General features: G+C 65.5%; 14 protein-coding genes. 4 read left to right on the top strand and 10 right to left on the bottom strand.

From position 1 onward, the window contains the following. Positions 1-15: 15 nt before the first annotated feature. Positions 16-969 carry a LysR family transcriptional regulator gene (locus KF941_RS18615; RefSeq protein ID WP_166436100.1) on the bottom strand — a complete coding sequence of 318 codons (954 nt, stop codon included), beginning with the start codon at positions 967-969 and terminating at the stop codon, positions 16-18. Between the two features lie 104 nt (positions 970-1,073). Between KF941_RS18615 and KF941_RS18610 the strand changes: the two genes are divergently transcribed. Together KF941_RS18610 and KF941_RS18605 are read left to right on the top strand one after the other, a co-directional pair. Beyond that, positions 1,074-2,018 carry an amidohydrolase family protein gene (locus tag KF941_RS18610; RefSeq protein WP_214274174.1) on the top strand — a complete coding sequence of 315 codons (945 nt, stop codon included), beginning with the start codon at positions 1,074-1,076 and terminating at the stop codon, positions 2,016-2,018. Then, positions 2,015-3,232: an amidohydrolase family protein gene (locus KF941_RS18605; RefSeq protein ID WP_214274173.1), complete on the top strand. Its 1,218-nt coding sequence runs from the start codon at positions 2,015-2,017 to the stop codon at positions 3,230-3,232. Before KF941_RS18610 ends, KF941_RS18605 begins: the two co-directional genes overlap by 4 nt. 7 nt (positions 3,233-3,239) lie before the next feature. Here the strand turns inward: KF941_RS18605 and KF941_RS18600 are convergent, their stop codons facing one another. From KF941_RS18600 to KF941_RS18560, 9 genes are all read right to left on the bottom strand, one after another. After that, positions 3,240-4,109, bottom strand: coding sequence for a DMT family transporter (locus KF941_RS18600; RefSeq protein ID WP_214274172.1), 870 nt, complete (start codon positions 4,107-4,109; stop codon positions 3,240-3,242). After that, positions 4,109-4,423, bottom strand: coding sequence for an NIPSNAP family protein (locus tag KF941_RS18595; RefSeq protein ID WP_036752838.1), 315 nt, complete (start codon positions 4,421-4,423; stop codon positions 4,109-4,111). The genes KF941_RS18600 and KF941_RS18595 overlap by 1 nt, the downstream gene beginning before the upstream one ends. Before the next feature lie 4 nt (positions 4,424-4,427). Then, the gene (locus tag KF941_RS18590; RefSeq protein ID WP_214274171.1) at positions 4,428-5,189 is read right to left on the bottom strand and encodes an SDR family oxidoreductase; all 762 of its coding nucleotides are present in this window, start codon (positions 5,187-5,189) and stop codon (positions 4,428-4,430) included. A 3-nt stretch (positions 5,190-5,192) separates the two neighbouring features. Next, positions 5,193-5,990, bottom strand: a complete 798-nt coding sequence (locus KF941_RS18585) for an aspartate dehydrogenase (RefSeq protein WP_036752840.1) — start codon at positions 5,988-5,990, stop codon at positions 5,193-5,195. Continuing rightward, on the bottom strand, positions 5,987-6,784 hold the full coding sequence (locus KF941_RS18580; RefSeq protein WP_214274170.1) for an alpha/beta hydrolase: 798 nt from the start codon (positions 6,782-6,784) through the stop codon (positions 5,987-5,989). Before KF941_RS18580 ends, KF941_RS18585 begins: the two co-directional genes overlap by 4 nt. Positions 6,785-6,789: 5 nt before the next feature. Further along, on the bottom strand, positions 6,790-7,335 hold the full coding sequence (locus KF941_RS18575) for a cupin domain-containing protein (RefSeq protein WP_072463606.1): 546 nt from the start codon (positions 7,333-7,335) through the stop codon (positions 6,790-6,792). Next, on the bottom strand, positions 7,332-8,999 hold the full coding sequence (locus KF941_RS18570; RefSeq protein WP_214274169.1) for a choline dehydrogenase: 1,668 nt from the start codon (positions 8,997-8,999) through the stop codon (positions 7,332-7,334). The genes KF941_RS18575 and KF941_RS18570 overlap by 4 nt, the downstream gene beginning before the upstream one ends. A gap of 12 nt (positions 9,000-9,011) precedes the next feature. Beyond that, positions 9,012-10,034 carry a proline racemase family protein gene (locus tag KF941_RS18565; RefSeq protein WP_036752848.1) on the bottom strand — a complete coding sequence of 341 codons (1,023 nt, stop codon included), beginning with the start codon at positions 10,032-10,034 and terminating at the stop codon, positions 9,012-9,014. Positions 10,035-10,108: 74 nt separating this feature from the next. Further along, positions 10,109-11,287, bottom strand: coding sequence for a substrate-binding domain-containing protein (locus KF941_RS18560; RefSeq protein ID WP_214274168.1), 1,179 nt, complete (start codon positions 11,285-11,287; stop codon positions 10,109-10,111). 41 nt (positions 11,288-11,328) lie between these two features. Between KF941_RS18560 and KF941_RS18555 the strand changes: the two genes are divergently transcribed. Continuing rightward, positions 11,329-12,630, top strand: a complete 1,302-nt coding sequence (locus tag KF941_RS18555) for an extracellular solute-binding protein (RefSeq protein WP_181820621.1) — start codon at positions 11,329-11,331, stop codon at positions 12,628-12,630. 60 nt (positions 12,631-12,690) lie between these two features. Beyond that, the gene (locus KF941_RS18550; RefSeq protein ID WP_052095805.1) at positions 12,691-13,617 is read left to right on the top strand and encodes a sugar ABC transporter permease; all 927 of its coding nucleotides are present in this window, start codon (positions 12,691-12,693) and stop codon (positions 13,615-13,617) included. The last annotated feature ends 9 nt before the right edge of the window (positions 13,618-13,626 follow it).

The following is a 13,626-nucleotide window of genomic DNA, read 5'->3' as shown; positions in this document are numbered from 1 at the left end:
GAGGGCAGGGCGCGGTCAGCCGATCATCTGCGCGGTCTGTTGCAGGCTGCGCCGCGCCTCGGCCCGGATCCAGCTGCGGAACTTCTGCACGGCCGGCTTGGACCGCTTGGCCTTGGGATAGACCAGGTAATAGCGCCAGGGCGAGGCGACGGGCAGGTTGTGCAGGGCCACGAGCTGCCCGTTCCGGATTTCCTCGGATACCATGAAGGGCGGCATCAGGATCGCGCCAAGGCCGGTCTTGGCCGCCTCGATCCCCATCTGATACTGTTCGAACCGCATGCCGCGCGTCGGGTTGGGATGTTCGATGCCGACCTCGCGGAACCACTCGCGCCAGGCGGTGGGACGATGCAGGTGCTGGATCAGCGGCAGGTCCAGCAGCAGCCGGGCTTGCGGCACCGTGCCCCGCAGCAGCGCCGGCGCGCAGAACGGGACCAGCACCTCGTCCATCAGCATCTCGCTGAGGCAACCCGCCCAGACCTCGTTGCCGTAATGGATCGCGGCGTCGATGGAGCTGCCCTCGAAATCGAAATGCCCGATCTGCGCGGTGATCGAGACCTCGATGGCGGGGTTCTGGGCGATGAACCGGCCGATGCGCGGCGCCAGCCAGCGCCCGCCGAGGCTGGGCAGGGTGGCGATGGTCAATTGGTCCGCCACCTCGGCATAGGTGGACAGCCGCAGCGTTGCGGCGCCCAACTCGCTGAGGATCGAGGTGATCTCGTCGTAATAGATGCTGCCCGGCTCGGTCAGCACCAGCCCGTGGCCGGTGCGCTCGAAAAGCTGGGTGCCGGCCATGTCCTCGATGCTGCGCACGGCGCGGCTGATGCCGCTCTGCGTGATGTCCAGCTCATCCGCCGCGCGCGAGAAGCTGCGGAACTGTGCCGCCATGACGAAGGCGCGCAACGCGCTGACCGAGGGCAGGTCGCCCTCGCGCTCGACCGCGTCGCGGGGGGCGGGATTCGGGGTCTTCATGCCGGCCTCATGATTTTCAGTCATGGGATTACAACTGCCGCCCGATTGTCAATCCATCCCGTCGCGCCGCAGTCTGGCCGCAGAGAAGGAACCATGAAAAGCCCATGAATCCCGCAGAAACTCCGCCAATCATCGATGCGCATCACCATCTTTGGGATATCGATGCGCATGACTATCCCTGGCTGCGGCCGGGCAGGCCCAGCATCGTGGGCGACACCAGCGCGATCCGCCGCAACTATCTGGCCGGGGATTTCCTGGCCGACAGCGTTGGGCTGAACCTGGTCGGCACGGTGCATCTGGATGGCGGATTCGATCCGCGCGACCCGGTGGGCGAGACCCGCTTCGCCGATGCCGCGCATCGGGCGCATGGCTTTCCGAACGCCATCGTCGGCGCGGTCGATCTGGCCGCGCCCGAGGCGCCGGCGCTGATCGAGGCGCATCAGGCGGCCTCGTCCCTGTTCCGCGGCGTGCGGCAGATCCTGGCCTGGCACCAGAACCCGCGTCTCAGCTACGGCGTGCGCCGCGACCTGATGGACGATCCCGCCTGGCGGCGCGGTTTCGCTCGACTGGGGCCGGCGGGCCTGTCCTTCGACCTGCAGGTCTTCCCTGGCCAGATGCACGATGCCGCCCGACTGGCGCACGACTTCCCAGACACGCAGATCATCCTGAACCAGGCGGGCATGCCCGACGGGCTGATCGACGGCGACCTGCGGGCATGGCGCGCGGGCATGACGCGGCTGGCGGAACTGCCCAATGTCAGTGCCAAGGTCTCGGGTCTGGCGATGCTGAAGCCGGACTGGACGCTGGCCGAGTTGCGGCACGTCATGGAGGTGACGGTCGAAGCCTTCGGCGCGGACCGGGTCATGCTGGGTTCTAACTTCCCGGTTGACCGGCTGTTTCGCGGCTATCGCGAGATCTTCGACGGCTACCTGACCGTGACGGGCGGCTATTCGGCCGCCGAGCGCATGGCGATTCTTTCGGGCACGGCGGCGCGGATCTATCGCCCCGCGGCCCTGTCCCCCCTGCATGAACGGAACCTCACGGCATGACCACCACCCTTCTGAAAAACGCCAGCATCCTTGATGTCGATGCCGGCAGCCTGTCCGCGACCTGCGACGTGCTGATCGCCGAGGGGCGCATCGCCGAGATCGGCAGCCGAGCCAGGACGGCCGAGCGGGTGATAGACCTCAAGGGCCGCACGCTGATGCCCGGGCTGTGCGACGCGCATGTCCATGTCATCGTGCCGATGAACAGCTTCGCGCTGCTGACGAAATGGTCGCCCTTCTACACCGCGATCCGGGCCATGCCGATCCTGCGGGACATGCTGATGCGCGGCTTTACCACCGTGCGCGACGCGGGCGGTGCCGATTTCGGCCTGGCCCGCGCGGTCGAGGAAGACCTGATCCCCAGCCCGCGCATCCTGTATTCCGGCAAGGCGCTGTCGCAATCTGGCGGTCATGGCGACATGCGTGGCCCGGGCGAGACCGCCCATGACGACCATTACTATGTCCCCAGCCTCGGCCGCATCTGCAACGGCGTGGCCGAGGTCCGGGCGGCGGTGCGGGACGAGATCCGGCGCGGCGCGCATCAGGTCAAGCTCATGGTCGGCGGCGGCATCGCCTCCTATACCGATCCGATCCATTACGTGCAGTTCTCGCGCGAGGAGATCCGCGCGGCGGTTGAGGAGGCCGGGAACGCCTCGACCTATGTCATGGCGCATGCCTATACCAACCGCTGCATCCGGCATGCGGTGGAATGCGGTGTGCGCTCTATCGAGCACGGCAATTTCCTGGACGACGAGACCGCGGCGCTGATGCGCGAGTCCGGGGCCTATCTGGTGCCGACGCTCTCGGCCTATACCACCATGTGGGAGGAAGGCCTGCAGGTCGGCATGCCGGCCGAGCTTCACGCCAAGATCAGGCCGGTCCTGGACGCCGGGCCGCGGCAGCTGGAAATCGCCGCCCGGCACGGCGTGCCCATGGTCTACGGCACCGACCTGATCGGGCCGCTGCACCGCCACCAGTCGCTGGAGTTCCGCATTCGCGGCGAGGTGCTGCCCGCCGCCGAGGTGATCCGGCAGGCGACCTGCAACGCCGCGGCGCTGTTCAACATGCAGGACCAGATCGGCCGGGTGAAAGAGGGACTGCGCGCCGACCTGATCGCGCTGCGGGGCAATCCGCTGGAGGATCTGGGCCTGCTGCAGGCGCCCGAGAACCTGTCGCTGATCATGAAGGACGGCCGCATCTATCGCGAGGCGGCGTGAATGGCCGCTAGGGCCGCGGCCGGCTGCTGGGCAGCGCCACGGTGACGCCGCCCAGCAGGATCAGCCCGATCCCCAGCAGTGCCGGCGCATCGGGATATTGCCCCAGCACCACCATGCCCAGGAAAGTCGCATAGACCAGGATGCTGTAGCGGAAGGGCGAGACGAAGCCGCTTCCCCCCGTCGCGGTGGCCAGCGCCAGAAAGACATAGCCCACGGCGATGGCCGTCGCCGCCAGCGCCAGCAGGCCGACCTGCGCCGGTTCCGGCGCGGCTGTCCCGCCGGTCGTCAATGCACCCAGCCCGAAAAGACTGGTGCAGGCCGCGCTCAGCAGCGCCAGGCAGATGGGCGAGGGCATCAGGCTGTCCCGCATCAGCAGGTCGCGCGCGACCGAACACAGGACTGCGACGACGACCGCCAGCGCATGCGGGTCGAGCATGGCGCCGTCGGGCCGGATCACCAGCAGCACGCCGGCAAAGCCCAGGGCGGTGCCGATCCAGCCGCTACGCGGGATCGCTTCGCGCAGCAGGGCGGCGCTGGCCAGCATGAATACGATGGGGGTCATTTGGTAGATCGCGGCCGCATTGGCCAGCGACAGGCCGGTGAGCGCGTGGACATAGCCGATGGTGGCGCCGGTATCCAGCAAGGCGCGCAGCAACGCCCGGCCCGTAAGGCTGGCACGGATCTGCCAGATCTCGCGCCGCAGGGCCAATAGCCCCAACAAAAGCAGCACGGCCATGGCCGACCTGATGGCCAGGATCATCGCGGCGGGGAGGTGCGCGGCGACAAGCTTGACCATCAGGTCGTTCAGCCCGTAACCGGCCATTGCCAGCAGCATGAAGCCGGCGCCGCGCCAGTCATCGGACCTTGCAGTCGGCATCAGCGCAGCGGTGAAAATGGCGCCGGTGCCAGGATGCGGACGGTCTGGACCTCGATCATGCCCTTGATCGCGTCCAGATAGGCCGGCCAGTCTGGATCGGCCAGCATGGCTGCCCGCCGCGCGCTACGCTGCGCGTAGTCGTCATGTCGCCACATCGAGACCACATGGTTCAGCTCGCCGATATCGGTGGTGAAGAAGCCCACGGGCTCACCCAGATGCTTGCGCTGCACCGGCAGGCCGAGCGTTTCATAGGCCTTCAGGAAAGGCCCTGTCATGCCTTGCACAAGGCGATAGTCGCGTTCCTCGAGGATCATCGCATCACCAGATCGAGGCGCCGCCGTCCACGGTCAGCATGGTGCCGACAGCGAAGCGGGCGCGGTCAGAGGCCAGCCAGACGATGGCCGAGGCGATGTCGTCGGGCTCCCCCCAGCTGTTCGAGGGGGCGCGAGCGCGCAGCCCAGCCTTGAAAGCCTCGGGGTCGGGAACCTGCGTCAGCATCTTGTTGTAATAGTTCGACCAGATCACGCCCGGCGCCACCGAGTTCACGCGGATGTTGTCCGCCGCGAAGTCCAGCGCCATGGCGCGGGTCAGCGAGGCGACGCCGCCTTTGGCCGCGACATAGGCGGCGCGGTCCTTGATCGCCATCGCCATGGCGATGTTCGAGGCGGTGTTGACGATGGCGCCGCCGCCGCGCTTGCGCAGCGCCGGCACGGCATATTTGCTGCACAGGTAGACGCCTGTCAGGTTGACGTCGATGATGCTGCGCCAGTCGTCCTCGTCCTGGGTCTCGACGGTGCCCAGCGAGCCGCACCCGGCATTGTTCACCAGCACGTCCAGCCCGCCGAACTCGGCCACGGCGAAATCGACCATTGCCTTGCAATCCTCGGCCTTCGAAACGTCTACGGTGAAGGCACGGGCGTTTTCGCCCAGCTCGGCCGCGACCTGTCCGGCGGCATCGCCCAGATAGTCGGCGACCACGACCCTGGCGCCTTCCTCGACGAACAGCTTCGCCGTGGCGGCGCCGATGCCGGCGCCCGCGCCGGTGACGAGGACAACCTTGTCCTTGAGATGCATATCCATGGTTCAAACCTCCAGAGAGCTGAAATGACGCAACACCGCCTGTTCGACGCTGAGCGCGGCAAGCCAGGAGGTTTTCGGGTTTTCGGGCAGCGGCTTGTTGTTCAGCAGGATGTGGAAGCTGCCGAACGCGCCTTTGGCTTCCAGTTCATGCGTGTTGCCGGATGCGGCGGGATCGGCGATCAGTCGCACCCTGGTGTCCTTGAAGCCAAGCCCCGCCAGAGCCACGGCGGCGGTGACGTTGGTATTCTTGGGATAGTCGCGGGCGGCCTCGACGGCATCGCCCTCGTAGAAGACGGTCGCCTCCTTGAGGTTTGGCAGGTCCAGAAGCTGTTCTGCCGGCGTGCCCTTCCATGCTGTTGGAGGTTTTCTGCCGATATAGGCGACGCTGTCGAGCCCGGCGAGCTTGGCCGAGCGCAACACGTCGAGCCCACCAATGGCGCCCGAGACCGCGATGGCGCGCGCACGGCCCGTCTTGGCCGCCGCTTCGATCCGCGCCACGGTTCCGGCATCGCCAAGCGCGCCGATCGAGACGATCACCACGTCGATACCCGCTTCCAGAAGTTGCGGCACGGTTTCGCGCACCGCCTCATGCGTGGCGCATTCGATGACCAGATCGGGCTTGGCAGCGATCAGTTCATCGACGCTGTTCCAGCGCTGCATCCCCGCGGGAGCGTCGTTCGGCAAGTGTTCGGGCACCAGGAAGCCACCCAGGTGCAGGCCGCTGTCGCCCTTTTCCAGCGATGCAGCAAGGCTGCGCGCCATGGCGCCGAATCCGATCGAGACGATGAGCGGAGAGGTCATATGTCGATCTCCTTGAGAAAATCGGCCAGCAGCGCCGCATAGGGCGCCGGATAGGCCTTGGGAAAGAAATGCCCGCCCGGCAGCGAGGCAAGCCGCGCGCCGGAGATCGCCGCCGCCAGCCGCTCGGACGAGGCGAAGGGGATCAGCGCATCGTCGCTGCCGCCGATCACCAGCGTCGGCGCGGTGATCCGGCCCAGCCGGTCGAAGACGTCGTGTTCCATCAGCATGCGGATGCGGGCGGCCTGCACCGCGATGGGTTGCAGGCGCGCCTCGGCCTGCTCCAACTCGGCGTCCAGCGCGGCGCGATTGGCCTCGATCCAGCCGACGTCATAGCCGAGTGCCTGGGTCAGCTTGTGATAGGCCACCGGCCCGGCCTGTTCCAGCAGCGCCAACCGGGCCTGGAACAGCCGGGTGAAACGGGTATCCACCCGTTCCCATGTGCCGCTGAGCACGAGGCCGGCGACGCGCTCCGGCGCCTCGACCGCCAGGGTCTGCGCGATCATGCCGCCGGTCGAATGTCCGACGACATGCGCGCGCCGGATATGCAGGTCGTCCAGCACGCCCAGCACGTCCCGCATGATGCGGGGGATGGAATAACCGCCCGTGGGGCGATCACTGCCGCCGGCGCCGCGATGGTCGATGCGGATCAGGTGGTAATCGTTTTCAATCGTGGATGCGACCCCTTGCCAGAATCCGGCCTCGCCGCCCAGGCCCGGAATCAGCAGGCAAGGCGGGCCGTTGCCGTCCAGCTGGTAATGGATGCGGCAGCCGTCATCGGCGACGTGGACCGGCATCGGCCTTACTCCGGCCGGCGCTGGTCGGCGGGCTGCGGTGCGAAGGCGGTGCGGCGCTCGATCTCCAGTACGTTGTCGGGGCGGGGGAAGGGCGTCGGATCGGGCTCTCCGGGGATCACCGGCCGGCCGACCTCTTCGAAGAACACCTCCAGCCCGTTGGGTTGGATGAACCACAGCCAATGCAACTCGGCATCGGAGTCGTTGATGAACATGTGCCGGCGGTTCCTGCCGACAAAGATCGTCACGCCCGGCTCGATCGGATATTCGACGCCATCCACCACGGCCTTGCCGGTGCCGCGGATGAAATGCAGCGCCTCGTCATGTTCGGGGTGCGAATGCTCGCGCACATAGCCGCCGGGCGGCAGGGTCTGGGTGCCGATGCTGAACGGGCTTTGGATATCCACGAATTCCGGCGCGATACGGACCGAGATATTGCCGTTGGCGGGCACGGGCTGATAGAAATTCTTGCCCTCCTGCGGGCCAAGAACCAGAATCTGGCCCAGGTCGTTTTCAGGATCGGCGGCCCATTCGGGTTTCTTCGGCGGGATCATGCTGCATCTCCTTCGGGGCGGTAATAGGGGGCGTCCGAGCGCGGCAGGGGCTGCTTGTCCAACACGATATCGGACAGTTTCTCGGCCATCATGATGACGGGGGCATTCAGGTTGCCGCTGACAATTTCCGGCATGATCGAGGCATCGACCACGCGCAGGTTGTCAAACCCATGCACCCGTGCCTGGGCATCGACCACGGAATTGTCGTCATTGCCCATGCGGGCCGAGCAGCAGGGGTGATAGTTCGTCCCCGCCTCCTTGCGCAGGAACTCCATGATCTGCTCGTCGGTCTGGAACAGCTTGCCGGGCGTGACCTCTTCGCCGCGATAGGGGCCCCAGGCCGGCTGCGAGACGACATGCCGGATGGCGCGCACGGCGTCGATGGCGTCGCGGCGGTCCTCCTCATGCGCGAAATAGTTGAACACGAAGCGCGGCGCGGACAGCGGGTGGGCGTCGCGCAGCCACACCCTGCCCTCGCTTTTCGGCCGCATCAGGCTGAAGAAATACTGGAACCCGTTCTCCAACTTGACGCTGCCGTGCTGCATCTCGCCCAGCATGGGGACGAATTCGAACTGGACGTTCGGCACGGCGATTTCCGGCCGGGTGCGCATGAAGACGCCGACCTCGAAGAAATTCGTGGCGCCGAGGCCCTTCTTGGCCAGCAGCCATTGCAGGCCCAGCTTGAGCTTGCCGAAATTGTTCAGATGCCGGGCGGCCGAGACGTTCTGCGTGGCGCGATACTGCACCGGCGCGGCGACATGGTCCTTGAGCCCTGCGCCCACGCCCGGCATGTCCGCCAGCACGTCGATGCCGACGCTGCGCAACATGTCCGCCGGGCCGATGCCGGAAAGCTGCAAGAGTTGCGGCGAGTTCAGCGCGCCGGCGCAGAGGATGATCTCGCCGTCGATCTCGACCGCCTGCCGCTCGCCATTGACGAGGATGTCGGCGCGGGTCGCCCGCCTGTTCGAGAAATTGATCTTCAGCAGTCGGCCGCCCACCACCACGTCCAGGTTGGGCCGGTCGCCGCGGGCGTGGATATAGCCTTGCGAACTGCTCCAGCGGATGCCCTTGCCGACATTGCGCTGGGTGATATGCACGCCCTCCTGACGATAGGCGTTGTGATCCTCGACATGCCGCATGCCGGCCTGCTTGGCGGATTGGATGAAGGCGTCGTAGAGCGGGCCTTCGGCCTTGCAGGTCTCGACCAGCATCGGGCCCTTGTCGCCGCGATAGTCGTTGGCGCCCTTGTCGAAGCTTTCGGCGCGGCGGAAATAGGGCAGGATTTCGGCATAGGACCAGCCCTCCAGCCCCATCGCGGCCCAGTTGTCGTAATCCCAGGGATTGCCGCGCACCCAGTTCATGCCGTTGATCGAGGACGAGCCGCCCAAGACCTTGCCGCGCGCTTCAAGGATGGTGCGGCCGTTCAGGCCCGGCTCGGGCTCGGATTCGAAGCGCCAGTTGAAACGATCGCTGCCCAGGGGCAGCCCCAGGGCGGCGGGCATGCGGATGTGGATATGCTGGTCCGAGGGGCCGGCCTCGAGCAGCAGGACGCTGTTCTGGCCGTCCTCGGCCAGGCGCGAGGCCATGACGCTGCCCGCAGAGCCGGAACCGATGACGACGTAATCGTATTTCTTGCGCTTCGGGGCGCGCAGAAGCGTGGCCATGAGGCGGTCCTTTTACCAGGTGTCGTTCAGGCGGTAGCCGGTGGGGAAGGGATCGCCGGGATCCAGCACATGCTGGTGAAATCCGGTGATCCAGGCCGTGCCCGTGATGGCGGGGCGGATCGCGGGCAACGCGCCGACCTTGGTGGTGCCGATGACGGTGCCGGTGAACTCGGTGCCGATGATGCTTTGATGGATGAAGGTCTCGCCCTCGGCGATCTGGCCGCGGGCATGCAGGACCGCCAGTCGGGCGCTGGTTCCGGTGCCGCAGGGCGAGCGGTCCAGCCGCCCAGGCGAGACGATCACACCGTTCTTCGAGACCTTGCCGCGTTCGGTTTCCAGCAGCGGGCCGGCGAAGAGCGTCTGGTTGATGGTGTGGATACCGGGGTTTTCCGGATGGATGGCGGGAAGCTGTTCGGCGGCGGCCGCCTTGATGCGCTCGCCGATCTCGACCATGTGCCGGGCCTCTTCGGGCTTGATCTCGAAGCCGACCGCCGCGGCATCGACCAGCACGTAGATCATGCCGCCATAGGCGACATCCACCGTCAGCCTGCCGAGGTTCGGCACCTCGACGGTCTGGTCGAGGCCGAAGACGAAAGAGGGCACGTTGTCGAAGGTGACGCTTTCGACCTTGCCGTCGCGGCATTTCGCGGTGACGGGGACCAGCCCGGCGGGCGCTTCCAGGACGATGCGGGTCTCGGGCTCGGTCATCGGCACCATGCCGGTTTCGAGCGCGACGGTCACGGTGCAGATCGTGTTCGTGCCCGACATCGGCACATAGTAGTCCGATTCCATGATGACGAAGCCGAAATCCGCCTCGGGATTATTCGAGGGCAGGATCAGGTTCATGCATAGGCTGACCTTGCCGCGCGGATCATTGAGCAGGAACAGGCGCAGGTCGTCGCCCTTGTCCCGCAGCCAGGTCATCTTGTCGAACATGGTCTGGCCGGGCACGTTCAGCACGCCGCCGGTGATGACGTCGTTGGGTTCTCCGGCGGCATGGGCGCTGACGACATTGACCATTCGCCTGAAGCGCATGGCGAACCTCCCGTTCAGATGATTTGTAAACGTTTTCTTTATTTGACGGAGCAACCCCCTTCTGTCAAGCAGAATTATGCCGGGGCGCGGGGGCGGGCGACGGATCGGCGCAAGATCACCTCGGTCTCAAAGCGCCGGCTGTCCAATGGAGCGCCGGTTTCCAGATGCGCAATCATGGCCTTGGCGGCGGCGCGGCCGATCTTTTCCGAAGGAACCGCGACCGTGGTCAGGGACGGGTCGAACAGCGCCGCATAGTCGATATCGTCGAAACCCGTCAGCGACAGATGCTCGGGGACGGCGATACCCAGGCGGCGGGCCTCGACCATGACGCTGAAGGCGATCACGCAACGATTGCAGACCAGCGCCGTGGTCTCGGGGTGGTTTTCCATGATTCGCCGCAGGGCGGCGCCGCCATCCGCCATGTCGAAATCCATGTGGGTGAATTCGATCACCGGTTCCTGCCCCAGCTCGGCATTGATGTCGCGAAAGGCGCGGATGCGGGATTGCTGCCGGTCGTTGCCCTTGTCCGAGCCGGAGATCATGGCGATCCGGCTGTGGCCCAAGGTGTGCAGCATTTCGACCAGCTGCCGGGTGGCAAGGTAGTTGTCGAAGCCGATCGTCGGCACTTCGGACTTTTCGAAATAGGAATAGGCAGACAGCAAGGGCAGTTGATGGGCGCGGCAATAGTCCAGCAGGCGCTGATCGTCGATTCGACCGAAGATGATCAACCCCTCGGTGCCGTGCTCGATCAGCCGTTTCGCGCGGTCGAACAGGTTCGTGTTGTCGAAGCCCGAGGTTTGCACGAATCCCAGGTAACCGTTTTCTTCCAGCGTTTCCTGAATGGCGCTGGCCACGGCCGAGAACAGCGGGTCTGCCAGTCGGGGCAGCATGGTGCTGATGATCTGGGTGCGCTGGCGGCGCAGCGCCTTGCCTACCGAATCGGCCATGTAATCCATTGAATCAGCAGCAGCCACCACACGCTCGCGCAACTCCTTTCGCACCGAATCGGGAGAATTGAGCGCGCGCGACACCGTGGCGATGGAAACCCCTGCCGCCTTGGCGACGTCATGGATCGTCGGGCGGATCCGGCGCGCCTGGATTGCCTGGGATTTGGGCTTAGCCACGGGGTTTTCTCCTGTTTGCTGCAAGTTTTCTGAATCACCTGCCCCTATCTCGGACCCGAAATGACACGGATTGGCAAGTTTTTCTTGACACGGGATGCATGCTGAGGACAGTAAACGTTTACAAATCATGATAAGAAACGCCCACGGCCACGCCCACAGGAGGTTGCACCATGACCCGATTTCAGTCCCGTTCCGACTTTACCCGCCGGCACATGCTCAAGACGCTGACGGCCTTGACGGCTGCCTTTGCCGCCGCGCCGCGCGGCGTCTTTGCGCAATCCGGGGCGGCGCTCAACATTCTCAACAGCAATACCGCATGGGCGGAGGCACTGACCGCATCGGTCGCCGATGCCTATGACGGCGCCCGGATCACCGGCGAGGCCAATCCCTATGAGGCGCATTACGAAAAGCTGCTGATCGAGCTTAGCCAGGGCTCCTCCACCTTCGACCTGTTCACTACCGACAATCTCTGGATCCGCCAGCCCATGCGCAACGGCTGGGCCGCGCCGCTGGACGAGATCCGGGCGGGCAATGCCGAGCTGCCAGAGCTGCAACTGCAGAACTTCGCCCCCGCCTCGCTGACCTATACCGAATACGAGGGGAAACGCTGGGGCCTGCCGCTGGTGATGACTACCCCGGTCTTCGTCTATCGCAAGGATCTGCTGGAAGCGGCCGGCATCGAGGTGCCGAAGAATTGGGACGATTATCGAGAGGCTGCGGCGAAGCTGCATTCCTCGGATGTCGCGGGCAACGTGTTGCTGCTGGGAGGCCAGGACGCGCATATGAGCGGCGACTGGGGGTCACGCCTGATGGGCATGACCCAGATCGCTCCCCATGACGACGGCGTGCTGGATGAGGCCAACAAACCGGTGTTCAACAGCGAAGGGCAGGGCGCCCGTGCCATCGAGCGGCTGCGCGAGGTGCTGCCCTATACCCCGAACGGGGTCGAGGGGCTGGACTATGCCGAGGGCTCGTCGCTGATGCAGCAGGGCCGCGCTGCCATGATGATCACCTGGTCGGACGTGATCGTCGGCATCGAGGACGGACCGATGAAGGGCCGCTTCGGGTATACCGTTGCCCCGACCGAACGATATGAACAGCAGATGGTTGGTGGCTGGTCGATCATGGCCAATGCCGCTTCCGAACAGCTCGAGGATGCCTATCGCTTCCTCGCCTGGATGAGCGAGGGCAGGGCCTATGAACTGTTCCGCGAGGCCGGCGAATCCTCGCTTTGCCTGCAGCGCGACATCGACAACCCCCAGACGGTCGAGGCGATCCCGATGTTGCAGGCCTTCCACGATTTCGAGACCCGCGGCACCGCGCCGATCTCGATCCCGCCCTATCGGTTGCAGAACGCCGTCGAGGTGCAGCGCGTGCTTTACGAAGAGATCCTGGCGGGCGTGAACGGCCGCAAGACCCCCGAACAGGCGATGGCGGATGCCGAATCGCGCCTGGCGCGAGTCATTCGCTGATCTGCCTGGGCGGGGCGCGTCCACCACGGCGCCCCGCCGCTTTTCGCGAAGGGACCAACCATGGCTCGTTCAGACACCAAGACCGCCGACAAGGCGCAGCGCGCGGGAGAGGGTCGGATCGCGATGCTCCTGCTGGCGCCGACGATGATCGTCATGACCGTCGTCGGGCTCTATCCGCTTCTGCATTCGCTCTATATCTCGCTGACGAACTACAACCCGACCTTCGGCGGCGGTTCCAGCTTCGTCTGGTTCGAGAATTACGCCCGCGCCTTTTCGGACCCACAGTTCTGGAACGCGGTCGGGTTGACGCTGATCTTCACCGCCATCAGCGTGGCGGCCTCGCTGGTGCTGGCGGTGGCGCTGTCGGTGCTGTTCAACCAGCGCCATCCGGGCTTCGTCGTGCTGCGCACCATCATCCTGGTGCCGATGCTGATCACCCCCATCGCGGTCGGCATCACGTGGCGCGTGATGATGATGCCGGACCTGGGCGTGCTGAACTATCTGCTGGGGCTGATCGGCATTCCGCCGCAGCTCTGGGCCAGCAATGCCTCGACGGCGCTGCTGTCGGTGATCCTCGTCGATATCTGGCAATGGACGCCCTTCATGTTCCTGATCGTCTTTGCCGGTATCTCCTCGCTGCCGAAAAGCCCGTTCGAGGCGGCGGCCATCGACGGCGCCTCGCCGCTGCGCAGTTTCTTCTCGATCACTCTGCCGATGCTGAAGCCGGTGATCGTGATCGCGACGCTGCTGCGCATCGTCGATGCGTTCCGCACCTATGACACGGTCTACATCATCACCCGCGGCGGCCCGGATTTCTCGACCGACCTGGTCAGCGTCTATCTGCAACGGGTGAACTTCCGCTTCTTCGATCTCGGCTACGGCTCGGCGCTGTCCTGGCTGGTGCTGATCATCGTGTTGCTTGTCGTCCTGATCTTCGTCCGCCTGACCGGCTTCATGAAGCTGGTGGCCGACAAGGAAAACCGCTGAGGAGGGCGG

The organism is Paracoccus sp. pheM1, assembly GCF_018499825.1.
In the GTDB taxonomy this organism is placed as follows: Bacteria; Pseudomonadota; Alphaproteobacteria; order Rhodobacterales; family Rhodobacteraceae; genus Paracoccus; species Paracoccus versutus.
The sequence above is the reverse complement of the archived record's forward strand: the minus strand, read 5'-3'. Positions and strand labels throughout refer to the sequence as shown.